The organism is Microbacterium sp. KNMS (assembly GCF_053851835.1).
Genome location: NZ_JBSQBP010000002.1, coordinates 73,461 through 96,604, shown reverse-complemented (window position 1 = coordinate 96,604; position 23,144 = coordinate 73,461). Strand labels below are relative to the sequence as shown.

The 23,144-nt window shown below is 72.0% G+C and carries 28 protein-coding genes; 14 read left to right on the top strand and 14 right to left on the bottom strand.

Translation table 11 applies throughout. The features are described from left to right. Positions 1-103: 103 nt before the first annotated feature. From ACWXWW_RS01745 to nagE, 4 genes are all read right to left on the bottom strand, one after another. The gene (locus tag ACWXWW_RS01745) at positions 104-1,018 is read right to left on the bottom strand and encodes a carbohydrate ABC transporter permease (RefSeq protein ID WP_282977825.1); all 915 of its coding nucleotides are present in this window, start codon (positions 1,016-1,018) and stop codon (positions 104-106) included. Next, positions 1,015-1,986 (bottom strand): carbohydrate ABC transporter permease, encoded by a 972-nt coding sequence (locus ACWXWW_RS01740; RefSeq protein ID WP_455968396.1) that lies wholly within the window; start codon positions 1,984-1,986, stop codon positions 1,015-1,017. Before ACWXWW_RS01740 ends, ACWXWW_RS01745 begins: the two co-directional genes overlap by 4 nt. Before the next feature lie 2 nt (positions 1,987-1,988). After that, positions 1,989-3,278 (bottom strand): ABC transporter substrate-binding protein, encoded by a 1,290-nt coding sequence (locus tag ACWXWW_RS01735; RefSeq protein WP_271171955.1) that lies wholly within the window; start codon positions 3,276-3,278, stop codon positions 1,989-1,991. 232 nt (positions 3,279-3,510) lie between these two features. Continuing rightward, the gene (gene nagE, locus ACWXWW_RS01730) at positions 3,511-5,433 is read right to left on the bottom strand and encodes an N-acetylglucosamine-specific PTS transporter subunit IIBC (protein WP_455968394.1); all 1,923 of its coding nucleotides are present in this window, start codon (positions 5,431-5,433) and stop codon (positions 3,511-3,513) included. A gap of 164 nt (positions 5,434-5,597) precedes the next feature. On the opposite strand from nagE, the gene ACWXWW_RS01725 reads away from it, so the two are divergent. Both ACWXWW_RS01725 and ACWXWW_RS01720 read left to right on the top strand, forming a co-directional pair. Next, positions 5,598-6,125 (top strand): MarR family winged helix-turn-helix transcriptional regulator, encoded by a 528-nt coding sequence (locus ACWXWW_RS01725; RefSeq protein ID WP_271171957.1) that lies wholly within the window; start codon positions 5,598-5,600, stop codon positions 6,123-6,125. Between the two features lie 40 nt (positions 6,126-6,165). Next, positions 6,166-6,924, top strand: coding sequence for a helix-turn-helix domain-containing protein (locus ACWXWW_RS01720; protein WP_271171958.1), 759 nt, complete (start codon positions 6,166-6,168; stop codon positions 6,922-6,924). Here ACWXWW_RS01720 and ACWXWW_RS01715 read toward each other — a convergent pair. Next, a complete protein-coding gene (locus ACWXWW_RS01715; RefSeq protein WP_455968393.1) occupies positions 6,911-7,717 on the bottom strand; it encodes a helix-turn-helix domain-containing protein in 807 nt (268 codons plus the stop codon). The genes ACWXWW_RS01720 and ACWXWW_RS01715 overlap by 14 nt on opposite strands. Before the next feature lie 291 nt (positions 7,718-8,008). Here ACWXWW_RS01715 and ACWXWW_RS01710 point away from each other — a divergent pair, with 291 nt between their 5' ends. After that, positions 8,009-8,326 carry a DUF7882 family protein gene (locus ACWXWW_RS01710; RefSeq protein ID WP_282977830.1) on the top strand — a complete coding sequence of 106 codons (318 nt, stop codon included), beginning with the start codon at positions 8,009-8,011 and terminating at the stop codon, positions 8,324-8,326. A gap of 59 nt (positions 8,327-8,385) precedes the next feature. Here ACWXWW_RS01710 and ACWXWW_RS01705 read toward each other — a convergent pair whose 3' ends face one another. Continuing rightward, the gene (locus ACWXWW_RS01705) at positions 8,386-8,838 is read right to left on the bottom strand and encodes an SRPBCC family protein (RefSeq protein WP_271171961.1); all 453 of its coding nucleotides are present in this window, start codon (positions 8,836-8,838) and stop codon (positions 8,386-8,388) included. A gap of 165 nt (positions 8,839-9,003) precedes the next feature. Between ACWXWW_RS01705 and ACWXWW_RS01700 the strand changes: the two genes are divergently transcribed. Next, the gene (locus ACWXWW_RS01700) at positions 9,004-9,639 is read left to right on the top strand and encodes a hypothetical protein (RefSeq protein WP_455968391.1); all 636 of its coding nucleotides are present in this window, start codon (positions 9,004-9,006) and stop codon (positions 9,637-9,639) included. A 50-nt stretch (positions 9,640-9,689) separates the two neighbouring features. Here ACWXWW_RS01700 and ACWXWW_RS01695 read toward each other — a convergent pair whose 3' ends face one another. The 3 genes from ACWXWW_RS01695 to ACWXWW_RS01685 are packed head-to-tail and all read right to left on the bottom strand — an operon-like array spanning position 9,690 to position 11,444. Continuing rightward, positions 9,690-10,253 carry a DUF3618 domain-containing protein gene (locus tag ACWXWW_RS01695; RefSeq protein ID WP_271171963.1) on the bottom strand — a complete coding sequence of 188 codons (564 nt, stop codon included), beginning with the start codon at positions 10,251-10,253 and terminating at the stop codon, positions 9,690-9,692. Continuing rightward, entirely contained in the window at positions 10,250-10,669 is a 420-nt protein-coding gene (locus ACWXWW_RS01690) for a phage holin family protein (RefSeq protein WP_271171964.1), read from the bottom strand. The genes ACWXWW_RS01695 and ACWXWW_RS01690 overlap by 4 nt, the downstream gene beginning before the upstream one ends. Beyond that, the gene (locus ACWXWW_RS01685; protein ID WP_455968389.1) at positions 10,659-11,444 is read right to left on the bottom strand and encodes a hypothetical protein; all 786 of its coding nucleotides are present in this window, start codon (positions 11,442-11,444) and stop codon (positions 10,659-10,661) included. The genes ACWXWW_RS01690 and ACWXWW_RS01685 overlap by 11 nt, the downstream gene beginning before the upstream one ends. Positions 11,445-11,635: 191 nt before the next feature. Here ACWXWW_RS01685 and ACWXWW_RS01680 point away from each other — a divergent pair, with 191 nt between their 5' ends. The 6 genes from ACWXWW_RS01680 (at position 11,636) to ACWXWW_RS01655 (ending at position 15,875) form a co-directional block, all read left to right on the top strand. After that, the gene (locus tag ACWXWW_RS01680; RefSeq protein ID WP_455968387.1) at positions 11,636-12,418 is read left to right on the top strand and encodes an alpha/beta fold hydrolase; all 783 of its coding nucleotides are present in this window, start codon (positions 11,636-11,638) and stop codon (positions 12,416-12,418) included. Further along, positions 12,415-13,095 carry an esterase/lipase family protein gene (locus ACWXWW_RS01675; protein WP_455968386.1) on the top strand — a complete coding sequence of 227 codons (681 nt, stop codon included), beginning with the start codon at positions 12,415-12,417 and terminating at the stop codon, positions 13,093-13,095. The genes ACWXWW_RS01680 and ACWXWW_RS01675 overlap by 4 nt, the downstream gene beginning before the upstream one ends. Positions 13,096-13,239: 144 nt before the next feature. Beyond that, entirely contained in the window at positions 13,240-13,398 is a 159-nt protein-coding gene (locus tag ACWXWW_RS01670; RefSeq protein ID WP_455968545.1) for a DUF2795 domain-containing protein, read from the top strand. A gap of 69 nt (positions 13,399-13,467) precedes the next feature. Further along, positions 13,468-14,352: a metalloregulator ArsR/SmtB family transcription factor gene (locus tag ACWXWW_RS01665; protein WP_455968384.1), complete on the top strand. Its 885-nt coding sequence runs from the start codon at positions 13,468-13,470 to the stop codon at positions 14,350-14,352. A 41-nt stretch (positions 14,353-14,393) separates the two neighbouring features. After that, positions 14,394-14,804 carry an arsenate reductase ArsC gene (locus ACWXWW_RS01660; RefSeq protein ID WP_455968383.1) on the top strand — a complete coding sequence of 137 codons (411 nt, stop codon included), beginning with the start codon at positions 14,394-14,396 and terminating at the stop codon, positions 14,802-14,804. A 102-nt stretch (positions 14,805-14,906) separates the two neighbouring features. Beyond that, a complete protein-coding gene (locus ACWXWW_RS01655; RefSeq protein WP_455968382.1) occupies positions 14,907-15,875 on the top strand; it encodes a TIGR03557 family F420-dependent LLM class oxidoreductase in 969 nt (322 codons plus the stop codon). 30 nt (positions 15,876-15,905) lie between these two features. Here the strand turns inward: ACWXWW_RS01655 and ACWXWW_RS01650 are convergent, their stop codons facing one another. Next, the gene (locus ACWXWW_RS01650; protein WP_282977861.1) at positions 15,906-16,190 is read right to left on the bottom strand and encodes a DUF2188 domain-containing protein; all 285 of its coding nucleotides are present in this window, start codon (positions 16,188-16,190) and stop codon (positions 15,906-15,908) included. A gap of 105 nt (positions 16,191-16,295) precedes the next feature. Continuing rightward, entirely contained in the window at positions 16,296-17,054 is a 759-nt protein-coding gene (locus ACWXWW_RS01645; RefSeq protein ID WP_455968381.1) for a B3/B4 domain-containing protein, read from the bottom strand. A 164-nt stretch (positions 17,055-17,218) separates the two neighbouring features. Here ACWXWW_RS01645 and ACWXWW_RS01640 point away from each other — a divergent pair, with 164 nt between their 5' ends. The 3 genes from ACWXWW_RS01640 to ACWXWW_RS01630 all read left to right on the top strand — a co-directional run bounded on the left by ACWXWW_RS01640 (position 17,219) and on the right by ACWXWW_RS01630 (position 19,493). Then, positions 17,219-18,346, top strand: coding sequence for a Gfo/Idh/MocA family protein (locus ACWXWW_RS01640; protein WP_455968379.1), 1,128 nt, complete (start codon positions 17,219-17,221; stop codon positions 18,344-18,346). Further along, positions 18,343-19,074, top strand: a complete 732-nt coding sequence (locus ACWXWW_RS01635) for a ThuA domain-containing protein (protein ID WP_455968378.1) — start codon at positions 18,343-18,345, stop codon at positions 19,072-19,074. The genes ACWXWW_RS01640 and ACWXWW_RS01635 overlap by 4 nt, the downstream gene beginning before the upstream one ends. Before the next feature lie 119 nt (positions 19,075-19,193). Next, the gene (locus ACWXWW_RS01630; protein WP_455968377.1) at positions 19,194-19,493 is read left to right on the top strand and encodes a hypothetical protein; all 300 of its coding nucleotides are present in this window, start codon (positions 19,194-19,196) and stop codon (positions 19,491-19,493) included. Between the two features lie 63 nt (positions 19,494-19,556). Here ACWXWW_RS01630 and ACWXWW_RS01625 read toward each other — a convergent pair whose 3' ends face one another. Continuing rightward, on the bottom strand, positions 19,557-20,573 hold the full coding sequence (locus tag ACWXWW_RS01625) for a YeiH family protein (protein ID WP_455968376.1): 1,017 nt from the start codon (positions 20,571-20,573) through the stop codon (positions 19,557-19,559). 88 nt (positions 20,574-20,661) lie between these two features. On the opposite strand from ACWXWW_RS01625, the gene ACWXWW_RS01620 reads away from it, so the two are divergent. Further along, positions 20,662-21,579: a LysR family transcriptional regulator gene (locus ACWXWW_RS01620; protein WP_455968374.1), complete on the top strand. Its 918-nt coding sequence runs from the start codon at positions 20,662-20,664 to the stop codon at positions 21,577-21,579. 1 nt (position 21,580) lies between these two features. Here the strand turns inward: ACWXWW_RS01620 and ACWXWW_RS01615 are convergent, their stop codons facing one another. Beyond that, on the bottom strand, positions 21,581-22,459 hold the full coding sequence (locus tag ACWXWW_RS01615; protein WP_455968373.1) for a sulfurtransferase: 879 nt from the start codon (positions 22,457-22,459) through the stop codon (positions 21,581-21,583). A 79-nt stretch (positions 22,460-22,538) separates the two neighbouring features. Continuing rightward, positions 22,539-23,120, bottom strand: a complete 582-nt coding sequence (gene msuE, locus ACWXWW_RS01610; RefSeq protein WP_282977871.1) for an FMN reductase — start codon at positions 23,118-23,120, stop codon at positions 22,539-22,541. Between the last annotated feature and the right edge of the window lie 24 nt (positions 23,121-23,144).

Genomic DNA, 23,144 nt, shown 5'->3' with positions numbered 1-23,144 from the left:
TCAGCTCGCTCCCTGCGCTTCGCGCGAGCCGACGGCCGACCCGGTGGACGCGAAGCGCCTCCTTGTGGGCGATGCTACGACCGCTCCCTCGCCGTGTCGATGCTCACTTGAGCCCGGTCGTCGCGATGCCCTGGACGAGGTACTTCTGACCCGCGATGAAGAACCCGACGATCGGCAGGAGCGACACGACCGACATCGCGAACATCGGCCCCCACGACGCCTGGCCCTCCGAGTCCATGAACTGGCGCAGCGCGAGCGGCACCGGGTACAGGTCGGTGTCCGTGATGTAGATGAGCGGCGAGAAGAAGTCGTTCCAGGTCGCGATGAAGGTGAAGATCGCCGTCGTCGCGAACGCGGGCGTGCACAGCGGGAGGATGATCCGCCAGAAGATGCCGAAGGTCCCGCATCCGTCGATGCGCGCGGCGTCGTCGAGCTCCCGCGGCAGCGCGCGCATGAACTGCACCATGAGGAACGTGTAGAACGCGTTCGATGCGAGGAAGTGCGGCACGACGAGCGGCAGGTACGTGTTCACCCACCCGAGCTCGGCGAAGATGATGTACTGCGGGATGAGCAGCACGTGGCCAGGGAGCATGAGCGTTCCCAGCGTGAGCGCGAACATGAGGCGCCGCCCCGGGAAGTTCAGCCGGGCGAACGCGAACGCCGCGAGCGCGGTGGACACGAGGGTGCCGATGATGCTGAGGACCACGATGATGAGCGAGTTCACGAGGTACACGTCGAACGGATGCTCGAGGGCGTTCCAGCCGTCCGTGTAGTTCGCGAGATCCCACTCGGCGGGCCACAGGCCCTGCTCGGTGAAGATCCTGTCGTCGGGCTTGAAGGAGCTCGAGAGCATCCACAGCAGCGGGTAGAGCATGAAGAGCCCCACCCCCGCGATCACGACGTGCCGGAGGAAGCGCGAGCGGGCGGTCGCGCGACGGCGGCCGACCGCGCGGACATCCTGCGGGGGCCGGCTCCAGCGACGGGGCCGGACGACGGTCTGGACCTCGGTGACGGTCATCGCTCCTCCGCGTCCTCGTAGAACACCCAGTGCTTCTGGGCGATGAAGTTGACCGCGGTGAGCGCGGCGATGATGAGCAGCAGCAGCCACGCGAGCGCCGACGCGTATCCCATGTTGAAGCGTCCGAATCCCTCGATGTAGAGGTTGAGATTGAAGAAGAGCGTCGATCCGGCCGGGCCGCCCGACCCGTTGCTCATGACGTAGCCCTGCGTGAAGGTCTGCAGCGACCCGATGATCGACAGGACGAGGTTGAAGAAGATGATCGGGCTGATGAGCGGCACGGTGATGTAGCGGAACTGCCACCACTTCGTCGCTCCGTCGACCGCCGCGGCCTCGTAGTACATGGCGGGCACCTGCCGGAGTGCCGCGAGGAAGATCACCATGGGCGACCCGAACGTCCAGATGTTCAGCATGATGAGCACGCTGAGTGCGGTGTCGGGATCGGACACCCAGGCGGGGCCGTCGATCCCGAGCCAGCCGAGCGCCGTGTTCACGACGCCGCGCGTGCCGAACAGCTCGCGCCACAGCATCACGATCGCGACGCTCGACCCCAGCAGGGAGGGCAGGTAGTAGATCGCGCGGTAGAACGAGAGGCCGCGCAGACCCTGGTTGAGCGCCATCGCGACGCCGAGCGCCGCGACGAGCGACAGCGGAACCGACACGAACGTGTAGACGAAGGTCACGATGAGCGACTGCCCGACCCGGGGATCCGAGAGCATCTCGGCGAAGTTCTCGAAGCCCACGAAGATGGGGGCGTTCAGGAGGTTGTAGTCGGTGAAAGCGAGGTACAGCGAGGCGCCGAACGGGATGATCGTGAGGAGCATCCCGCCGTACCACGGGATGAGGAAGAGGTAGCCGGACCAGTCGATCCGGCCGGCCCTCGTCGGCTTCCGCCGACGGCGCACGACCGGCGCCGTCGGCGGAAGGGTGCGCTCGCCGCGGGGCGGCGCATCCACGGTGGCGACCATCGTCAGGCCTGCCCGAGGGCTTCGCTCGCCGCGGCCATGACCTGCTTCGCGGCCTCCTGAGCCGTGATGCGGCCGAAGGTGACCTCGGTCGCGATGTCGGTCAGCGCATCCTGCACGGCCTGGCCTCCGATGGGGTCGGGGCGCGAGTCCGGCAGCTCCTCCTCGGCGAGGGCCGTGATGTACGCGATCGAGCGCTGGTCCTCGGGGGTGAGGGAGTCCGCGATCGCCTCCGCCACGACCGTGCTCGCCGGAAGGCCGCGGGTCGCGCCGACGGCCTCGTTGCCCTCGACGCTGTTGACGATGAAGTCGAGCAGCTCGAGCGCCATCTCCTGATTCGGCGACTCCTGGCCGATCGACCAGTACATCGACGTGTCGATCGACATGCCGCGCCGAGCGCCCTGGACCTCGCCCGGCATGCGCAGCAGCTCGAGCGCGCCGCCCGACGCGTCGTTGTAGGCCTTGAGGTTGTTCGTCGGGATGACCTGCCCCGCGACGAGACCGGCGGCGAGCGGCGACTGCTCGGCCGAGCTGCCGACCGTCTCGATGTGCCCGGCCGGGGCGAGCGCGCCGGCCGCGCGCTGCTCGACCGACATCGCGAACCAGTCCGTGAGCGTCTTCTCGCTCGCGCCGAACGAGCCGTCCTCGTTGTAGAGCTCCTCACCCGTCTGACGCACGAAGACGACGAGGTTCTGCACGGTGTCGAAGGCCATGTCGACGCCGTAGACCTGACCGCCCGACGCGTCGGTGACCGCCTTGCTGAACGCCCAGAGGTCGTCCCACGACCACGTGTCGCCGTCGGGGATCTCGACGCCGTACTGGTCGGTGAGGTTCCGGTTGATGACGAAGCCGACCGCGTTGAGGCCCGCGGGGATGCCGTAGAGCGCGTCGCCCACGACGCCGAGCGGCGCCGTCTTGGGGACGTCGTCGAGGTTCAGCACGTCGAGGTGCTGGTTGAGGTCGAGCAGCGCGCCGCGGTCGGCGTACTCGCGCAGGCTGTCGCGGCGCTGGTTGAACAGGTCGGGGATGTCGCCGGCCGCGAAGCGGGTCGCCATCTTGTCGGCGTAGGGGCCAGAGTCCTGGTACTCGGTCTTGATCGTGAGGCCGTCGTGCTCCTTCGTGAAGACCGCGAGCATCGCCTCCGTCGCCTCGGCGCGGGCCGCGTCGCCCCACCAGATCATGTTGAGCGTGGACGCCGCCGTCGACGGCTCGGTGCTGATGCCGAAGCGGTTGCAGCCGGCCAGCATGAGCGCCGTGGCGCCCAGTCCGAGACCGAGGAGTGTCCGACGGCTCATCTCCACACGTGATGCGCTCACTGTCTTCCCTTTCGCGTCGTTGCGAGGACGAGAACCGGAGAAACCGGTTTCTGGCATCATAGGCGCACTCTCGGGGGTCGTGTCAAGCACGACGGGCGCCCGGGTCATCCTGCCTGTCGACCACCTGCTTTGCAACGTGGGAACACGAGGCGCGCGCAGACGGCGAGGCGCCCCGCAGGCGTGCCTGCGGGGCGCCTCGCGCGGGTCGCGGTCAGATGAGCTCGATCACGGCGCTCTCGTTGTTGAGGACGATCACGGGCGTCACGGTGGGATGGCCGGCCGCGCGGATGCGGTCGAGGTCGACGCGCAGCAGCGGGGTCCCCGCGGTCACACGCGCCCCGGCCTCGACGAGGGACTGGAAGCCCTCGCCCTTCATCGCGACGGTGTCGATGCCGACGTGGATGAGCAGCTCCGTTCCGTCGTCGAGCACGAGGGCGATCGCGTGCCCCGTCTCGAAGACGTGCCCGACGGTCGCGTCGACCGGGGCGACGACCGTGTCACCGGTCGGCTCGATCGCGACGCCCGGGCCCATGATGCCCTCGGCGAACGTGGCGTCGGGCACCGACGAGAGCGGCACGACGGCACCCTCGATCGGCTGACGCAGCCGCACCGTCGCGGGAGCGGCGACCGCGGTCGCCGTCTGCGGCGGGGCCGCGACCGGCTCGGCGGTCGGCGCGGACGGCGCCGGCGCCTCGGCGCGCCCCGACATGATCTGCTCCATGGCGTCCTTCACGAACTGCACGTTGAGGCCGTAGATCACCTGGTACGAGCGCCCGCCGGGCTTCATCACGCCCGCCGCGCCCGCGCGCTTGAGCGCGGCCTCGTCGGCCTTCGCGACGTCACCCAGCTCCATCCGGAGCCGGGTCGCGCAGTTCTCGAGCTCCACGATGTTGTCGCGCCCGCCGAGCGCGTCGATGAAGCGCGCGGCCGTCGCGAGATAGCCCCCGTCGGCCGTCGTCGCGCCGGATCCGTCGAGCGCGACGTCGTCGTCCTCGCGGCCCGGCGTCTTCAGGTTGAACCGCAGGATGACGAATCGGAACACGAGGAAGTAGACGACGAACCAGAACACGCCCATGACGAGGATGAGCCACGGGTTCTGCGCCATCGGGTTCACCCATCCCAGGAGCAGGTCGATCCCGCCGCCGGAGAATCCGAAGCCCATCCGGACGGGGAGGATCGCGCTGACGGCGAGCGAGATGCCCATGAAGACGGCGTGGATGAGGTAGAGGACCGGGGCGAGGAACATGAACGCGAACTCGAGGGGCTCGGTCACGCCGACGACGAACGACGAGATCGCGCCCGAGAGCAGCAGGCCCGCGGCGACCTTCTTGCGCGTGCTCTTCGCGGTGACGTACATCGCGAGCGCCGCACCGGGGAGGCCGAACATCATCACGGGGAAGAACCCGGTCATGTACTGGCCGGTGACGCCATACTCGCCCGTGCCCGAGAGGAAGTTGTTGAGGTCGTTGATGCCGGCCACGTCGAACCAGAACACCGAGTTCAGCGCGTGGTGCAGCCCGAGCGGGATGAGCAGGCGGTTCATGAAGCCGTAGATGCCCGCGCCCACCGGGCCGAGCGTCGCGATGAACTCGCCGAAGGCGACGAGACCGCTGTAGACGAACGGCCAGATGAAGAAGAGGAGGATCACGACGAGGAGCGAGATGCCGGCGGCGACGATCGCGACCGAGCGCTTGCCCGAGAAGAAGGCCAGGGCGTCGGGCAGCTTGACATCCTTGAAGCGGTTGTACGCGAACGCGCCGATGAGACCCGCGATGATGCCGACGAAGACGTTGTTGATGACGCCGAAGGCCGGGTTGACCTCAGCGGCCTCGACCCCCTGGAAGAGGGCGACGGTGTCGGTGCTCAGGAGCGTCGTGATCGTGAGCCACGAGACGAGCCCCGCGAGCGCCGACGTGCCGTCGGTCTTCGTCGCCATGCCGAGTGAGACGCCGATCGCGAAGAGGATCGGCATGTTGCCGAGCAGCGCACCGCCCGCGCCGTTGAGGAACGTCACGGCGATGTTGTCGCCTGCGACGTTCTGGATCCAGTACCCGACGCCCATCAGGATCGCGGCGATCGGGAGGACGGCGACCGGCAGCATGAACGACCTGCCGAGCCTCTGGAAGAACTTCATCGGTACCTCCTGGAAGGGGCGCACTTCGGGCGTGCGCGTGCTGTGATGCGCATGACGGTACACGCTCGCGGATGCCGCGCCAAGCTAATCGTTAAAATCCCTTACAAATCCGCGCGGGGCGTCGTGACGCGGATCGGAGGGCGCGCGGTCCTATGCTGTGGGAGGTGGCAGGCACGGAGATCTCACAGTCCGGCGATGACGAGGTGGACCTCATCATTGACGCGTGGTCGACGATCCTCCCCGACGTGGACCTCTCCCCTCTCGACGTGATGTCGCGCCTGCGACGCGTGGCGCGCGATCTGCAGCGCGTCCGCGAATCCGCCTTCTCCGCGTCGGGTCTGCGCGCATGGGAGTTCGACATCCTCTCCCTCCTCCGCCGCTCCCCCGACGACCTGTCCATGACGCCGTCGCAGCTCGCCGCGTGGACGACGGCGACGAGCGGCACGATCACGTACCGGATCGAGCGCCTCGAGGAGCGCGGCTACGTCGCGCGCACCGACAACCCTGCCGACCAGCGCAGCCGCATCGTCACTCTCCTCCCCGCGGGTCGCGAGCGCGTCGAGTCGGCCATGCGCACCCTCGTCGCGGCCGAGGCGCGCCTGCTCGAGGGCCTCTCCTGGAACCAGGTCGCGGCGCTCATCGACGCGCTGCGCACGATCGGCGCCTCCGCCGAGCGCGACGCGCGACCGTGACGCGCTCGCGCCGGACCGTCCGCGGGAGGATGCTGACACCATGAGCCTTCGCCACGCCCTCATCGCCGAGCTGCTGCGCGGCCGCCGGGCAGAGCTGCAGCCCGAGGACGTCGGGATCCCCCGCGGCGACGGCCGCCGCGTTCCGGGCCTCCGCCGTGAGGAGGTCGCCGAGCTCGCCGGGATCAATCGCGACTACTACATCCGCCTCGAGCAGGCGCACGGGCACCTCCCGTCGCCTCAGGTCGTCTCGGCGCTCTCTCGCGCCCTGCAGCTGGATCCCGACACCACCGAGTACTTCCAGCAGCTCGCGCAGACGAGCGCGACGCGGGCCCTGTCGACGCGCGAGGGCCTCCCGGCCGGCGCGTTCGCCATCCTGCGCCTCGTCGAGCCCCACCCGGCGTACATCACGAACGGCGTCCACGACGTGCTCGTCGTGAACCGCTCGTGCGCGGGCATCGCGAAGGGATTCCTGGACGAGGGGCGGAACCTCCTGATCGAGGTCTTCGAGCACGAGCACGAGGCGCCGTCCGCCGAGGAATGGCGCGCGACGGCGACGCGCCTCGTCGACTCGATGCGCTTCCACACCGCGCCCGACGAACCGCGGTTCCAGGAGCTGCTCGCGCTCCTGCGGCGCCGGTACCCCGCCTTCCGGGAGCTGTGGTCACGCCAGCGGGCGCGGAAGCTCACGTTCGGCACGAGCCTCTTCTACGACGCCGAGCACGGCTGGCAGCGCGCGACCTGGCAGACCCTCATCGTGCCGGATCACCCCGACTCGCTGCTGACGATCATCCATCCGTGACGCGCGCGGCCTCGGCCGCCCCCGAGCGCCGTCGAAGCAGCTTGAGCGCGACGTGGAGCACGCTCCTGCGCACGCCGTCCGCGAGCTCCGCGCGGACCGGCTCTGGCAGGTTCTCGAGACGGTAGTAGAGCGTCGTGCGATGGAGGTGCAGCCGCCGGCAGGCCTCGGAGACGCGCGCACCCGCGTCGAGATACGCCTCGACCGTGTCGAGCTGCTGGCGATCCCCCGCACGCCACAGCGCGAATGCACCGGGCGACGCGCGCCGGATGAGGTCGATCGGCACGGGGAGATCGTCCAGGAGCGCCCGGATGCCCGCCGGCGTGACGTGTTCGGGGTCTTCGAGGAGAAGCCGCGCCTCCCGCACGGCGGGCCGGATGTCGTCCTCGTCCGGCGCGACGGCCGCGGTCGCGAAGCGCGCGGCGGGATGGCCATGGCGGTGAGCTGCCGACGCGAGGACGTCCTCGACGTCGCCGTCGAGCCTGCTCCGGGAGACGACGAGGACCGGATGGTCGGCCAGATCGCCGACGTGCCACGTCGCGCCGCGCCCGTCGGACTGGATCGCCGTCGCGAGACGGCGCCGCTCGTCGTCCGATCCGACGGTGTCGAGGAGCGCGACGACGAGGCCCTCCGAGCGGTCGAGCCAGCGGCGATCGGCCGCCTGGGCGAGCGCGCGCACGCGCACGGCGCGCTCGTCGTCGAGGAGCCTCCGGAAGACGTGGACGCGAGCGCCTGACGTCGCGTCCCCTGAGATGTGCTCGATGCCTTCGCGCGATCCTCGCGTCTGAGACGTCACTGCCACTCCGCCATGTCCTGCTCACCTCACGCCGCGCGCACGCGGCGCTGTCCTTCCCCTCGACGGTAGGACGACGCGACGGCCCGGCGCGTGCCCTTGACGCACCCACCCCGGCGTCCTCGCGGTCCGCGACGGCGCTTTTCCGACGATCGTCGGAAAAGCGCGCGCCTCCCGCGTCGGTGTGTCGCGGTCGTCCCCCGCGCCACGAGCGGGAGCGCGCCCTATCCACCGGTCTGCCGCGCGGCCGCGCGGGCCGAGCGGTGCGCGACGGCCCGGTCTAGCGTGACCGCCATGGGAGTGCTCTACTACGGCGCGAACGCCTCCGCCATCCACATCGACGACCGTGCGCTCGCGCACATCAAGGTCGTCATCATCAGCAAGCTGCGCCGTGACGAGAGCTTCTCGGTCTCGTGGCGACACCCCGACGAGGGCGAGGGCGGCCGCAGCACGATCTGGATCCACCCCGCGATCCCGCTGCGCTTCGAGTTCGACGAGGCCGATGCTCCGACGCTCAACCGCGAGTGGCTCGAGGAGCTCGCGGTCTCCGCGAACGCCCTCGGCGGCATCCAGCTCGTCGAGGAGCACATCCGGACGCCCGAGAAGCACTGACGGCGCGACACGGCCCCCGCACTCCGATCACCGGAGCGGCGGGGGCCGATCTGCGCGGATCAGTCGATGTCGCCGCGCCACGCACCGGTCTCGGTGCCGCGGGACTCGATGAACTCCTTGAACTTCCGCAGGTCCTTCTTGACGGCGTGGTCGTCGATGCCGAGGGCGGCGCCGACCTTCTCGGTGAGGTCCGTCGGCTCCCAGTCGAGCTGCACGGTCACGCGCGTGCTCGCGTCGCCGAGCCGGTGGAAGGTCACGACGCCGGCGTGATCCGCCTCACCCGCGACGCTCGTCCACGCGACGCGCTCGTCGGGGTGCTGCTCGGTGATCTTGGCGGTGAACTCGCGCTCGGCGCCGCCGATGTTCACCTTCCAGGCGAGCGTCTCATCGTCGATCTGCCGGATCGACTCGACGAAGCTCAGGAACTGCGGGAACGTCTCGAACTGCGTCCACTGGTCGTACGCCGTCGTGACGTCGACGTCGACATCGATGCTCTCCGTGATGCGAGCCATGGGGGTGTCCTTCCGATCGTTGGGTTGGGCTCCATCGTGTGCCGCGCTCGGATGACGCGTCACGGGGGTTGCCACATCGCGAGGCCTCGGGTATCGGGCGTCCCGCCGCGCACGGGCCCTCGTAAGCTGTCGGCAGGACGCACGTCTCGAGGAGGGTGAGGACGCATGGCGCTTCCCGACCGGATCGGGCCCCGCGACGAGGATGCGCGCCGCGCGGTCTTCGCATTCGACCAGGCCGTCGACGCTCTCGCCGAGGAGTCCGCGTTCCTGTCCGTCGGCCCCGACCGCCAGGCGGCCCGCTACCTCGCGGACGCGCATCGGACGCTCGACGGCGTGCGCACCTCGATGCACCGCATCGCGGCACGCGCCTCCGACGCGGGCCTCCGCAAGGGGGCGCGGCGGCGCCTGCAGGCCCTCGCGGCGGATCTCGCCCAGGCGGGGCTGCGCGACGCCGAGCACGCGCGGGCAGCGGCGCAGCGGCTGCGCGCCACCGCCGTCGCGCCGACCGGCGGCTGGGGTGCGACCCTCAGGAACCAGACCGCGAGGGCGACCGCGTGGGGCGTCGAGAAGTGGACGGGCTCGCCGCTCGCGCCGGTCGAGCTGCGCAGCGCGAAGGCGGCAGCGCTCGCCGAGTCGTCGGCCGACGCGATCGCGCAGCGCGGCCGCGCACCCGCGCGCTCCCGCGTGCGGACGTGGCTCATCGTCGCGGGGTCGGCCGCCGCCGCAGCGGTGATCGGCGGCGCCTCGCTGGCCGTGTACGGCGCCTGGAGCCTCATCGGGCTCCTCTTCGGCGCGGGCTGACGCAGGACAGCGGGCGGGCTCCGCGGAGCCCGCCCGCTGTCCTGCCGGAGTCAGCTTCCCTGCACGTTGTCGCGCGCCTCCTGGGCGCGCCCGGCCACGGCGTCGGCCGAGCCCTGAGCCTCCGACTTCACATGCTCGGCGGCCTCGGTCGCGGTGTCCCTGATCGACTCCGCCGCCTGCTGGGCCGGCTCCCTGAGGTGCGCGCCGACCTCCTGTGCGACGTCCTTGACCTCGTCGACGAGCGGCTGAGCCTGCTCCCTGACATCCTGCGCGATCCGCTTCTCCCTGCCGGACGCGGGGATGAGCGACGAGGCGAGCAGCCCCACGCCGAAGGCGATGAGGCCGACAGCCATGGGGTTGCCCTCGGCCTTCGCCGCGGCGCGGTGCGTCGCGTCGGCGACCGTCTCACCGGCGTCGTGCAGGCTCGAGCCGGCGTCGTCGGCCGCTCCCATCACGCGCTCGCGCAGCGATCCGAAGGCCCCCTTGAGCCTGCTCGTCTGCCTGTCCATGATCTTCGAAGGCGTCACCTTGTCGACGAGGGCGTCGGCGTCGCGGCCCAGCTCGCGGCGCGTGCGCTCGATGTCGGCGCGGATGGCGTCGGGTGAATCGGTCATCGGTTCTCCTCATCTCTCCCCAGAGCGCCGGGGATCTTCTTGAGCGACTCCACGGTCTGCGGAGCGCCCTTCACGTTCTTCAGGTCCTTGCGGCCGATCGCGAACATCACGGCCGCGGCGATCGCCCAGAGGACGGCGACGATGACGGCCGACCACCCGAGGCCCGTGAGCAGGCCGATGGCCCACCACAGCGCCACGGACAGGAAGAACACCGCCATGAGCGCGGAGTACGCTGCGCCGCTCAGCAGGCCGGCGCCCTTCCCCGCGCGGGTCGCCGACTCCCGCAGCTCCGCCTTGGCGAGCTCGAGCTCCTGCCTCATCAGCAGGGACATGTCGCTCGTCACCTCGGACAGGAGGTCGCCGAGCGAGGTCGTCGCCGCCTTCTGCTCCGACGGGGTCGGCTGGTCAGAGGTCATTCCCGATCCCCTCCCCCGGGCGCGCGCGCTCGGCGCGCGAGCGGTCGTAGACGGGCGTGCCCTCCTCGCGCGACGGCGGAAGGTCCGACGGCGTGGCGAGCGGGTCCGACACCGGCGCGCCCGGCTCGCCGTATCCGCCCGGGGCTGCCGCCGACGGCGTGCCGTCGCCCGCGGTCGTCGTCGGTGCGGCGGCCGGCACGGCGCGAGCTGTCGGAGCCGCGGCGACGTCTGCCGCGCGCTCGGCCGACGCGCCCTGCGCGCTCTCCGCACCGCTCTCCGCCAGCGCGCGCGTGAGGCGCCCGGCGGCGAGCCCCGCGAGCAGCGCGCCCGCGATGAACACGCCGGGGCGACGGCGGGCGAAGGAGGTGACCTCGTGCATGAGCGAGCCGGGGTCGCGGTCGTCGAGCCAGGTGGACGCGCCCTTCAGACGGGTGGAGGCCTGGCGCACGATGTCCGTCGCGACGCCGGGATTCTCCGAGCCCGCTGCGAGCGACTCGAGCTCGTCGCCGACCGAGCGGAGCCCCTCGGCGACGCGCCGCTGCTGCGCGGCGGCCTGATCCCGCAGCTCGCGCTGCGTCTGGCTGTAGACGTCCTTGAGCTGCGCCTTCGCCTCGTGGGCGACATGCGACGCCTCCTGCTTGGCGGTGTCGACGACGTGGCCGGCCTCGGCCCTGGCCGTCTCCGTGACGTCGGCGGCCTCCTGTCGCGCCGTGTCGACGGCGCCCGTGGGGCGGCTGTCCGCCTCGGTCGGCACCTGACCAGAGAACTGAGACATGGGGGACTTCCTTTCCGTTACCGCTGCGGATGGATTCACCGGCGATGCAACACCGTCCCGCGTCCGATTTCGCGAGGGTTGACGGACCCCCTCCGCGTGTGGCACGCGCGGCGCGCGATCGAGAGGTCGCCGCCTCCGGCCGCCCGCGTCAACCCCGAGACACCGTCCGCCCGGAACGGGAGACTGGGTCCATGACGACCGACCGACTCGTGCGCGTGGCCGATGCGACGTTCCGCGTGCGCACGCGCGGGCGGCCCGGCTCCGGCCATCCGCCGATCGTGCTCGTGCACGGGATCGGCATCTCGCACCGCGCCTTCTCCCGGCTCGCCGAGGTGCTCGCCGCAGACGACGTCGTGCACGTCCTCGACATGCCGGGCTTCGGAGACCTGCCGCGTCCCGGGCATTCCCCCGACGTGCCCGCGATGGCCGAGCTGCTCGCCGACGTGGTCGCTGGCCTCGGCGACGGCCCGTTCGCGGTCGTCGGCAACTCGATGGGCACGCAGTGGGCGATCGAGCTCGCCTGCCGGCACCCCGGCCTCGTGTCGCGCGTCGTCGCGATCGGGCCGGTCGTCGACGAGCGGCGTCGCTCCGCCGCGCGGCAGGCCCTGGCTCTCGCCCACGACTGCCTGCGCGAGACCGTCTCCGCGAACGAGATCGTGCTGAGCGACTACGTGCGCTGCGGGCCGCGCTGGTACTTACGCCAGCTCCCGCACATGCTCGCGTACCGGCCGGAGGAGCGCGTGACCGCGCTCCGTCGGCCGCTGCTCATCGCGCGCGGAGAGCGCGACCCGGTCGCCCGACGGGCGTGGTGCGTGCGCCTGCGCGACGCCGCGCAGGACGGCAGGCTCGTCGAGATCGCCGGCCAGCCCCACCTCGTGCAGCACACCGCACCCCGCGCCGTCGCCGCCGTGCTGCGGCCGTTCCTCGCCGCCGACCGGGAGCCGTCGCGCGCGGGGGACGCGGAGGGCCCGTGATCGGGCCGCTGCGGCGGCTCGCCTGGTGGGCGGCCGACTACGCCTACGCGGCCCTCGCCCAGTTGCGCGCCCTCACGCGGCGTCGCTCAGCGGCCGAGTTCCGCTCGGGCTCCCTCGCACCGGTGGTCGTGATCCCCGGGGTGTACGAGTCGTGGCGATTCCTCACCCCGCTCGTCGTCGCCCTGCACGCACGCGGCCATCCCGTGCACGTCGTCGAGCCGCTCCGGCACAACCGCATGCCGTTCTCGGCCGGAGCGGACCTCGTCGCCGAGCTCCTCGAGACGCGCGAGCTGCGCGACGTCGTCCTCGTCGCGCACAGCAAGGGCGGGCTCATCGGGAAGCGCGCGATGTCGCTTCCGGCCGCCGCCCGGCGCGTGCACGGGATGGTCGCGGTCGCGACGCCGTTCGGCGGCTCGCGCTATGCGCGCTTCCTCGCCGCCCCCACTCTCCGCGCATTCTCGCCGCGCGACGCGGCCCTCCGTGCGCTCGCGCAGGCGACCGAGGTCAACGCGCGGATCGTGTCGGTGTACGCGCGCTTCGACCCGCACATCCCCGAGGGCAGCGAGCTCCTCGGTGCGCGCAACGTCGCGCTCGAGACGGGCGGCCACTTCCGGGTGCTCGCGCATCCGCGGGTCATCGCGGAGGTGGCCGCCCTCGCCGAGACGGCGGACCGATGAGCGCCTACTCGCGGTGCAGCCTGTCCTGCGCCGCGCCCGCGATCCGCTCGACCGTGTTCGGGACGTCCGTCGTGCCGTAGAAGCGCGCGTCCGGGTGCGTGGGCGCCGGCATCGGCGCCGTCGTCGTGGGCCCGTCAGAAGTTCCTGGGCGGCATCGACTATCCCGCGAGCAAGGAGGACATCCTCGCATCGGCGCGGGACGCGGGCGCGGATGACGCCGTGCTCGATGCGCTCGGCCGCATCCCCGATCGCGAGTACGACGCGCCGACGGCCGTCAGCTCGGCCGTGAGCGACGCGGAGTGACGCGAGGGGGCGCCGGCCGACGCCGGCGCTCCCTCTCCGCTCGGTCCCATGAGGCATAGACTGCGATCCATGCCCGCCGCGACCTCCCCCGCTGTCCTCGCGACGGTCGCCGACCCGACGCGCGCCCGGATCATCCGGCTCATCCTCGACTCCGCTGAGGGCCGCGTGAGCGTGACCGAGCTCGCCGGCGAGCTCGGACTGCGCCAGCCGACCGTCAGCCACCATATGCGCGCGCTCGCGTCGGCGGGCGTCGTCGAGCGGCGGCAGGAGGGACGGCGGGCGTGGTTCTCGCTCGCACCGGATCGCGTCGATGAGGTGATCGGCCTCGTTGGCCATGCCCCCGCCGCCGGCCCGGACCTCGAGCGCATCGCCGCGGATCTCACCGAGCGGTACCAGGGCGTGCACGGCGCCGAGACCGTGTCGCTCTTCGTGCGGACGAGCCATGAGCTCCTCCGCCGACAGGAGCGCACGCCGGCCCGCCTCGCCTCGCGGGTGTCGGCCCTCGCCGTCGAGCGCCTCGATGCGCTCACGCGCTCCCGATCCGTCGACCGCGGCGCGCCCGAGGTGCTCTTCGTCTGCGTGCGCAACGCGGGCCGCTCGCAGCTCGCCGCGGCGATCCTGCGGCATCTCGCCGGCGACCGGGTCCGCGCCCGCACGGCCGGGTCCGAGCCGGCCGAGGAGGTCAAGGCGCACGTCGTCGCGGTGCTCGACGAGATCGGGGTGCCGCTGGGAGACGAGTTCCCCAAGCCGCTGACGGCAGAGGCCCTGCGAGCGGCCGACGTCGTCGTCACGATGGGCTGCGGCGACGCGTGCCCCGTGCTCCCGGGCAAGACCTACCTCGACTGGCCGCTCGACGATCCCGCCGACCAGCCGCTCCCGCGCGTCCGGGCCATCCGCGACGAGATCGAGCGCCGCGTGCGCGGTCTTCTCGGGGACCTGCTTCCCATTACATAGACAACGGTCTATGCTTTGAGGCGACCCGACCCGGAGGAGCCATGACCGAGACCACCCGCCCCGCTGTCCTCTTCGTCTGCGTGCACAACGCGGGCCGCTCGCAGATGGCCGCGGGCTATCTGCAGGCGCTCGCGGGCGACCGCGTCGACGTGCTCTCCGCGGGTTCGCAGCCCAAGGACCAGATCAACCCGGTGGCCGTCGCCGCCATGGCCGAGGAGGGCATCGACATCTCGGCGGCCACCCCGAAGGTGCTGACCGTCGACGCCGTCCGGGAGTCCGACGTGGTCATCACGATGGGCTGCGGCGACGCCTGCCCGATCTTCCCGGGGAAGCGCTACGAGGACTGGCAGCTCGACGACCCGGCCGGGCAGGGCATCGAGGCGGTCCGGCCGATCCGGGACGAGATCCGGGCGCGCGTCGAGAGCCTCGTCGCGGAGATCGCGCCCGCCTGAGAGCGGGCATCATCGAGGACCTCCCGGCCCGCGGCAACCCCCTGTTCGCGGCCTTCCCCCGCGCCTAGTGTGCGGGGGAAGCCGACGACACAGGAGGTCCACATGACGCGCTTCGGATACACGCTGATGACCGAGCAGAGCGGCCCGCGAGAGCTCGTCGCGTACGCGCAGGCCGCGGAGGCGGCGGGGTACGACTACCTCGCGTGCAGCGACCACTACTCCCCGTGGCTCGTGAGCCAGGGCCACGCCCCCTACGCCTGGACGGTGCTCGGCGCGGTCGCCCAGGCCACGTCGCGCGTCGAGCTCATGACATATGTGACGTGCCCCACGATGCGGTACCACCCCGCCGTGGTCGCGCAGAAGGCCGCGACGATGCAGGTGCTCTCGGACGGGCGGTTCACGCTCGGACTGGGATCGGGCGAGAACCTCAACGAGCACGTCGTGGGCGAGGGATGGCCGGCCGTTCACGCGCGCCAGGACATGCTCGCGGACGCGATCGAGATCATCCGCGCGCTGCACACGGGCGACCTCGTGACCTACGAGGGCGAGTGGTTCCGCGTCGACTCCGCACGCGTGTGGGACGCCCCGGACGGCGGCGTGCCGATCGGCGTCGCGGTGTCCGGAGACAGCTCGGTCGCGGAGTTCGCACCGCTCGCCGACCACCTCATCACGACCGCTCCCGACGCCGACCTCCTCGCCTCCTGGGACGAGGCTCGGGGAGGCCGCGCATCCCGCAAGATCGGGCAGATCCCGATCTCCTGGGACCCCGACCGCGACGCGGCCGTCGCACGAGCGCACGAGCAGTTCCGCTGGTTCGCGGGCGGCTGGGCTGTGAACGCCGACCTGCCCACGCCCGCCGGCTTCGAGGGGGCCAGCGCGTATGTGCGTCCCGAGGACGTCGCGGCCTCGATCGCGTGCGGACCCGACCTCGACGCCCTCGCGGAGAGCGTGCGCCCGTTCGTCGATGCCGGCTTCACGGATGTCGCGATCGTCCAGGTGGGAGACGCTCAGCAGGAGCGCTTCCTCGCCGAGATCGCGGAGCCGCTGCTCGAGCGACTCCGCGCGCTCTGACGATTCCCCCGCAGGGCAGGCCGGCGCGGCTCAGCCGGAGGGGTTGTCGAGCGGCATCCCCCGCTCGTCGGTGGTGTCCGGCAGCATCTCGTCGGCCACCTCGGCCGCGTCGGCCTCGCTCTGCTCGTCGCTCGCGACCCCGGTCGGCTCGCTGTCGACGACCCGGTGCGGCACCCCGAGGCGCTCGGCGAGCGCACGCCCGGCCTCGATGGCCTCCTCCCTGCTCGCCGAGCTCTGCGAGAGCGCGCTGTCGCCGGCGACCCGGCTGATCCACTGCCCGCGCTTGGCGAACGTCTCCACATGCGTTCCGGTCATGCGTCCTCCCTCGTCGATGTCGGGAGCGACGCTACGACGGGCGCCGGCATGTCGACAGGGGGTTGCGCCCTGGCCCGGTGCGCCTCACGCCGTCCGCGGGCAGCGTCATCCGAGAGCGGAATCCGGTCCCGCGAGCAGGCGTCGCGCGACCGTCGCGCCCGCGCCGAGGTGCCCGACGAGCGCGTCCGCGGCGGCCTCCAGCTCGGCATCCGTCGTCGGCGCGAGAGCGTCGAGGATGAACAGGGCCGTGCGCGTGCCGTCGGTCAGCCGCGTGCGGCGGCCCTGACGCCAGTTCCATCGGCGGCACGTCACGCCCTCGCCGTCGCACCAGACGACCTCACCCGGGTCGGGGTGCTCGACGACCGGGTCTCCGCCGGCCACCGTGTCGAAGGGCTCCGTCCCGGTCGCGCGCACGAGGCGCGGCGCACCCACGTACCGGTCGAGATCCTCACCGCCGAGCGGGAGCCCATGGAGGACCGAGACGGCATTGTACACGTCGGTGAGGCGATTCACTCGCGGCAGCGCATCCGCCGCACGGCGGGTGAGCGCTTCGAGGCTGTTGCGCGTGCGCTGCGGCTTCGCCCCGAACGCCCGATAGGCCTCGCGCCACGACGCGATGTGCGGCTCATCCTCGATCGGCCCGGCGGCGGCCACGCGCCGGGCGTGCTCCTCGGCGCGGACGAGCAGCGCCTCGCTCTCCGCGTCGCCTGCCGCCGGAGCGATCCCCTCGATCACGACGAGCATCGCCCGGCAGTCGGGGCGGAGGGCGAACACCTCCTCGTGGACGAAGCTGTCCTCGAGGATCCTGTCGATCCGTGTCGTTCCCGCCGTGAGCTCCTCCTCGGTCTCCCGTTCCCCGAGCATAGTGCACGAAACTGCACTGAATGGCCAGGCTCCGAGAAACCGGTATCGACGCGCCCGCAGGCGGGTGATTGACTCTCCGGGAGATGTCTCCTACGGTCGAGACACGCATATATTTAGATACTCAATCATCCGGGCGTCGATGCCCGGAGAGAGAACGAGGAACAGTGACACAGCAGTCCTCCCCCACTCCCGCTCGTCGCATCCGTGCAGGCGTCGTCGGAATCGGATGGGCCGGCCAGCAGCACATGGCGGCGTACGCCGCCCGCCCGGAGGTCGACCTCGTCGCGATCGCCGGGAAGGAAGACGACGTCCGCGCGCAGCTCGCGGAGACCTACGGCATCGACGAGACGTACGCCGACTGGGAGGAGATGATCGGCCGCGGCGACCTCGACGTCGTCAGCGTCGCGGTGCCGACCTTCCTCCACGCGCCGATCAGCATCGCGGCGCTGCGCGCCGGCGCGCACGTCCTGTGCGAGAAGCCGATCGCCCGCACGGGCGACGAGGGCCAGAGCATGGTCGACGCCGCGCGCGAGGCCGGGCGCATCCTCGAGATCACCTTCAACCACCGCCGCCGCGGCGACATCGAGGCGATCCGCGCGGCCGTCGACGACGGCACGATCGGTCGCCCCTACCACGCGCGCGCGATGTGGCTGCGGCGCTCGGGCATCCCGGCTCTCGGGAGCTGGTTCACGAACGCCGAGATGTCGGGAGGCGGGCCGCTCGTCGACCTCGGTGTGCATGTGCTCGACTGGACGCTCCACCTCATGGGAGAGCCCCGCGTGACCGCGGTATCCGCCGTCACGCACTCCGAGCTCGGCCCGCGCGGCCTGGGCGGCTCGGGAGGCGTCAAGCACGGGACCGGTCACGCGTACGAGGTCGAGGACCTCGCCACCGCGCTCCTGCGCCTCGAGGGCGGCGGGTCGATCGTGCTGGAGACGAGCTGGGCGTCGCACCGCTCGACCCCCGATCAGTTCGGCATCGCGCTGTACGGCACCGACGGCGGCGCCGACCTCTCCGTCGTGGACTACGCCCCGTCGGGCGAGCTGACGATCTTCACGGGCGATGGCGCGTCGCGCCAGGACACCCCGATCCAGGCGCCCGCAGGTCGCGGTCACGCCGCCGTCGTGGAGACGTTCCTCGACCACGTCGCCGACCCCGGCACGTGGGCCGAGCACGACGGGAGCGTCGGGCTCAGCCGCGCGCGCCTCGTCGACGCCTGCTACGCGTCGGCCGCCGCCGGGCGCGAGATCGCCCTCGACACCGACCTCAACATCATCGGAGGAACAGCATGACCATCCGCGCCCTCGTCTGGAACGAGAACGTCCACGAGACGACGCAGGACGACATCCGCGCCATCTATCCCGACGGGATCCACGGCGCGATCGCGCAGGGCCTCGCCGATCTCCTCGGCGACGACGTCGCAGTGCGCACGGCGACGCTCGCGGAGCCCGAGCACGGCCTGACGGAAGATGCCCTCGCGGCCGCGGACGTGCTCCTGTGGTGGGGCCACATCGCGCACGATCAGGTGGCGGACGAGGTCGTGGCGCGCGTGCAGCGCCATGTCCTCGGCGGGATGGGCCTCATCGTGCTGCATTCCGGCCACTTCTCGAAGATCTTCACGCGACTGCTCGGCACGACGTGCTCCCTCGCCTGGCGCAACGACGGAGAGCGCGAGCTGGTCTGGACGACCGCGCCCGGGCATCCGATCGCGGAGGGCGTCGAGAGTCCGATCGTCATCGAGCGACAGGAGATGTACGGCGAGCACTTCGACATCCCGAACCCCGACGACCAGGTGTTCATCAGCTCGTTCGAGGGCGGCGAGGTGTTCCGCTCGGGCGTGACCTTCACGCGCGGCCGCGGGCGGATCTTCTACTTCAGCCCCGGCGATCAGGAGTACCCCGTCTACTTCCACCCTCAGGTGCGCCGCGTGCTCGCGAACGCCGTCCGCTGGACGGCCCCGACGCCAGGCGAGCGCCGACAGCCGGAGGTGAGCAACCCCGCGCGGAGGACGTGGTCCTGACGCCGTCTGCCCGATCGCGGCGACGGTGTCAAGCCTTGAGGTCCGTCTTGGAGAGGAGGCGGCGCGGTCGATAGACATCTTCTATCGCCGCACCCCGCGGCACCGAGAACGGAGGACAGATGTCGCTGATCGCAGAGACAGCCCCGCAGGCCCCCGCACGCACCGCGTCGACCATGAGGACCGGTCATCCGAGCCTCGGACGCGCGCCGGAAGCCGTCCTCATCCCCATCAGCCTCACCTGCTACCAGGTGGCGCTCGCAGACCAGGTGAAGGGGTACATCTGCGTCAAGGGACGCGAGTGGGAGTGCTTCGCCGGCGCGCACATGGCCGACGCGCGCTCGATCGGGACCCGCGCGAGCCTCACCGTCGCCATCCGCGATCTCGTCACCGACATCCCGCACGGTCTCACGACCGTCTGACCGATCGCGACGAGGAGGCGCCCCCCGGATCGCCGGGCGGCGCCTCCTCGTCTGCGCAGACCCTCAGGCGAGAGCGCCGAACGCGGACATCACGGCCAGCGCGGTGCCCGCCACGACCGCGGAGAGGATCGCGCCGAGCCCCAGCGGGCGCCACCCGGCTCGGAGCACGGCTCGGATGTCGGCCGAGAGGCCCACACCCGCGAGCGCGGCCGCGATGAGGAACCCGCTCGCCTGCGAGACCGCTTCCTGCATCCCAGCCGGGATCCATCCGGCCGACCGGGCGAGCGCGAGGAGCGCGAACCCGATGAGGAACCACGGCACGAGCGCCGCGGCCCGGCTCGGGGTCAGCGGGCTCCCTCCCCCGCCCCGTCGGCTCTCGCCGATCGAGAGCGCGATGCTCAGCGGGATGATCGCGAGCGTGCGGACGAGCTTCACGGCGACCGCCACGGCGAGTGCGCCGCCGCCGAACACCCCCGCCGCCGCGATGACCGAGCTCGTATCGTTCACGGCGGTGCCCGCGAGCACCCCGAACGCGTGCGCGTCGAGCCCCAGCGCGTGCCCGAGCACGGGGAACACGACGACCGCGAGGAGGTTGAAGAGGAAGATCGTCGACATCGCGTAGGCGATCTCGGCGCTCGAGGCGCCGATCACGGGGGCGACCGCGGCGATGGCGGACGCGCCGCAGATCCCGGTGCCCGCGCCGACGAGGGTCCGCAGCCGCCGCCCCACGCCGAGCACCCTGCCGACGACGACCGTCGCGAGCGCGCACGCCGCGAGCGTGGCGGCCATGACGGGAAGCGCCTCGGCACCGGCCGCGGCGACGCTCTGGATCGGGAGGCCCGCGCCGAGGAGCACGATGGCGACCCGCAGGCCCGCGCCGCTCGCCCACGCGATACCGGGGTGCAGCGCAGGCCCCGGAGCGCGGAGCACCGCGCAGCCGACGCCGAGGGCGATCGCGGGCGCCGCGCTGCCGACCGCGGGGGCTGCGCGGCCGATCACGAGGGAGACGAGGGCGATCGCGCCGCAGGCCGCGAGACCGGGGGCCGCCCGCATCGTGCGGTGCAGAAGGAGCTGGGGCATGCTCCCACGGTCGCCGGACCACGGGGCGCGCGGTATCCGGCTGGCGTGCGTGGGGGTACAGGGCCAGACTGTAGGGACCATGCGACACGTGCCCTCGATCGACGCCCTCGAACTCCTGAGGGCCGTCGCGCACCACGGCTCGATCTCGGCCGCGGCCCGCGAGACCGGCTGCACGCAGCAGTCCGCGTCGGCGCGCATCCGCTCGCTCGAGCGCACGCTCGGCCTCGAGCTCGTGACGCGCTCCCCGCACGGCGTCGCGCTCACCGCGAGCGGACGCCGGGTGCTGACCTGGACCGACGACCTGCTCGCGGCCGCCGAGCGGTTCCGCGCGGGCGTCGAGCGGCTGCGCGGGGAGAGCACGCGCGCGCTCGTCGTCGCCGCGAGTCAGACGGTCGCCGCGCACATGCTGCCCGCGTGGCTCCTCGCCCTGCGCGCCGCGCAGCTCGAGGACGGGAGGGAGCCGACCTCCGTTCGCCTCGTGACGGCGAACAGCGACGAGACGGCCGAGCTCGTGCGCACGGGCACGGCGGACCTCGGGTTCGTCGAGAGTCCGGACATCCCGGACGACCTGTCGAGCTCGACGGTCGCGGACGATGTGCTCGTCCTCGTCACGGCGCCCTCGCACCCGTGGACCGACCACGGGAGCGTGTCGCTCGACGACGTCGCCGACACCGCGCTCATCGCGCGCGAGGACGGCAGCGGCACGCGGAGGGCGTGGGAGTCCGCGGTCCGCAAGCGACTCGGACGCACGCCGGTCGCGCCGGCCATGGTCCTGTCCACCTCGGCGGCGGTTCGGTCTGCGGTCGCCGAGGGCATCGCCCCCGCCGTTCTGAGCGACCTCGTCGTGGCGGACGATGTGCGCCTGGCGCGGCTGCGGCGGATCGCGATCGCCGGGCCCGCCATCTCGCGCCCGATCACGGCGCTCTGGCGCGGCACACCGCGCGACCTCGCGCCGACGAGCCGCGACCTTCTCGAAGCCGCGGTTCGGCGCGGCATCCCGACCTGAGTCACCGGGCGAGCGCAGAGCTCCGCAGGTGCCCGACGACCCGCCCGGCCGGCGTCGGGCCGACGGCGATGGGCCGCCCCGGGCTCTGGACCCACCGGCTCCACGAGCCCGAGAAGACCCGCGCCTCGATCCCCGCTGTCGCGAGGGCGAGGGCGCTGTGCGCGGATGCGACGCCCGACGCGCAGTACAGCCCGATCTCGCGGCCCGGTCGAGCCCCGATCCGCGCGAAGGCCGTGAGGATCTCGGCCGGCGTGCGCAGCGTGCCGTCCGGTCGGATGTGCGTCACGGCGGGGAGGCTGACGGCGCCCGGGATGTGGCCCGCCGTCGGATCGGCTCCCGCGTGCGCACCGCGGTATCGCTCAGGGGACCGCACATCGACGAGCACGCCGCGGCTCGGCAGGGTCGCCGCCTCGTCGATCGGCAGGTCCCCGGGATCGACGTCGCGCAGCGTCGCGTCACCACGGGGCGGAGCGACATCGCCCGTGTCGAGGAGATGTCCGGCGGCGATCCACGCGCGCAGGCCTCCATCGAGGACGCGGACCTCGAGCCCGGTGCGCCGGAGCAGCCACCACGCCCGCGCCGCGGCCACCGAGTCGTTGTCGTCGTAGACGACCACGAGGTCGCCGCGGCGCACGCCCCATCGGATCGCCGCGCGCTCGAGATCGCGGTGTGCCGGACGCGGATGCCGGCCCTCCTCCGGATGACCGCGACGGGCGAGCTCGGTCTCGAGATCGACGTACACCGCGCCGGGGAGGTGACCCGAGAGGTAGGCGGGTCGGCCCTCCGGGAGGTCGAGGCGCCAGCGGACGTCGAGAAGGCTCACGCGTGCGCCGCCGGAGAGCCTTTCGTGCAGGTCGGCAGCGGAGATGAGAGGCGACATGAGGCCATCCTGACCCCGCGCACCGCATTCCCGATCATTCCGATAGGGAATATGACGTCGTGCGTCGTCGGCCCGGGCGCTACACGCCCGCGGCCACCGGAGACGACGTGGCGAGAGCCGCGCGCACCGACGGCAGCCCCCGACGCACTGTGAGCTCGAGCCGGTCGTGCAGAGCGGCCGAGGCGATGCGACCGTCCGTGAAGTCGGTGTCCCGCGCGTAGACCGCGAGCGGGAGCGTGAGGGACTGGAAGAACGCGAAGAGCGGGCGGAACTGATGCTCGAGGGCGAGGGCATGCCGATCGCTCCCGCCGGTCGCGGCGAGCTGCACGGGCGTGTCGACGAGGGCGTACTGGTCGACGAAGTCGAACACGTGCTTGAACAGCCCGGTGAACGAGGCGCGGTAGACGGGGCTCGCGACGACGAGGAGGGACGCGCTCTCGATGCGGCGCAGGGCGTCCTCCGCGCGCACCGAGAGCTCATCGCGGCGCAGCGCGCCGCTGAACTCGCGACCGAGTTCGCTGAGCTCGATCACGTCGGTCGTGACGAGATGCTCGTCGCCGAGGGCGTCGGCGTACGCGGTGAGGATGTCGCGCGCGAGAACGCTCGTGCGCGAGGGCGACTGGAGGCTGCCGGAGACGGCGACGAGGGAGACGGTGACCATGCGAGCACGCTACGAGCGCATCCG

Coding starts and splice junctions, on each gene's coding strand:
- ACWXWW_RS01745 (WP_282977825.1), bottom strand. CDS start 1,018: ATGACCGTCACCGAGGTCCAGACCGTCGTCCGGCCCCGTCGCTGGAGC.
- ACWXWW_RS01740 (WP_455968396.1), bottom strand. CDS start 1,986: ATGGTCGCCACCGTGGATGCGCCGCCCCGCGGCGAGCGCACCCTTCCG.
- ACWXWW_RS01735 (WP_271171955.1), bottom strand. CDS start 3,278: ATGAGCCGTCGGACACTCCTCGGTCTCGGACTGGGCGCCACGGCGCTC.
- nagE (WP_455968394.1), bottom strand. CDS start 5,433: ATGAAGTTCTTCCAGAGGCTCGGCAGGTCGTTCATGCTGCCGGTCGCC.
- ACWXWW_RS01720 (WP_271171958.1), top strand. CDS start 6,166: ATGAGCCTTCGCCACGCCCTCATCGCCGAGCTGCTGCGCGGCCGCCGG.
- ACWXWW_RS01710 (WP_282977830.1), top strand. CDS start 8,009: ATGGGAGTGCTCTACTACGGCGCGAACGCCTCCGCCATCCACATCGAC.
- ACWXWW_RS01705 (WP_271171961.1), bottom strand. CDS start 8,838: ATGGCTCGCATCACGGAGAGCATCGATGTCGACGTCGACGTCACGACG.
- ACWXWW_RS01700 (WP_455968391.1), top strand. CDS start 9,004: ATGGCGCTTCCCGACCGGATCGGGCCCCGCGACGAGGATGCGCGCCGC.
- ACWXWW_RS01695 (WP_271171963.1), bottom strand. CDS start 10,253: ATGACCGATTCACCCGACGCCATCCGCGCCGACATCGAGCGCACGCGC.
- ACWXWW_RS01690 (WP_271171964.1), bottom strand. CDS start 10,669: ATGACCTCTGACCAGCCGACCCCGTCGGAGCAGAAGGCGGCGACGACC.
- ACWXWW_RS01685 (WP_455968389.1), bottom strand. CDS start 11,444: ATGTCTCAGTTCTCTGGTCAGGTGCCGACCGAGGCGGACAGCCGCCCC.
- ACWXWW_RS01680 (WP_455968387.1), top strand. CDS start 11,636: ATGACGACCGACCGACTCGTGCGCGTGGCCGATGCGACGTTCCGCGTG.
- ACWXWW_RS01665 (WP_455968384.1), top strand. CDS start 13,468: ATGCCCGCCGCGACCTCCCCCGCTGTCCTCGCGACGGTCGCCGACCCG.
- ACWXWW_RS01660 (WP_455968383.1), top strand. CDS start 14,394: ATGACCGAGACCACCCGCCCCGCTGTCCTCTTCGTCTGCGTGCACAAC.
- ACWXWW_RS01655 (WP_455968382.1), top strand. CDS start 14,907: ATGACGCGCTTCGGATACACGCTGATGACCGAGCAGAGCGGCCCGCGA.
- ACWXWW_RS01650 (WP_282977861.1), bottom strand. CDS start 16,190: ATGACCGGAACGCATGTGGAGACGTTCGCCAAGCGCGGGCAGTGGATC.
- ACWXWW_RS01645 (WP_455968381.1), bottom strand. CDS start 17,054: ATGCTCGGGGAACGGGAGACCGAGGAGGAGCTCACGGCGGGAACGACA.
- ACWXWW_RS01635 (WP_455968378.1), top strand. CDS start 18,343: ATGACCATCCGCGCCCTCGTCTGGAACGAGAACGTCCACGAGACGACG.
- ACWXWW_RS01630 (WP_455968377.1), top strand. CDS start 19,194: ATGTCGCTGATCGCAGAGACAGCCCCGCAGGCCCCCGCACGCACCGCG.
- ACWXWW_RS01625 (WP_455968376.1), bottom strand. CDS start 20,573: ATGCCCCAGCTCCTTCTGCACCGCACGATGCGGGCGGCCCCCGGTCTC.
- ACWXWW_RS01615 (WP_455968373.1), bottom strand. CDS start 22,459: ATGTCGCCTCTCATCTCCGCTGCCGACCTGCACGAAAGGCTCTCCGGC.
- msuE (WP_282977871.1), bottom strand. CDS start 23,120: ATGGTCACCGTCTCCCTCGTCGCCGTCTCCGGCAGCCTCCAGTCGCCC.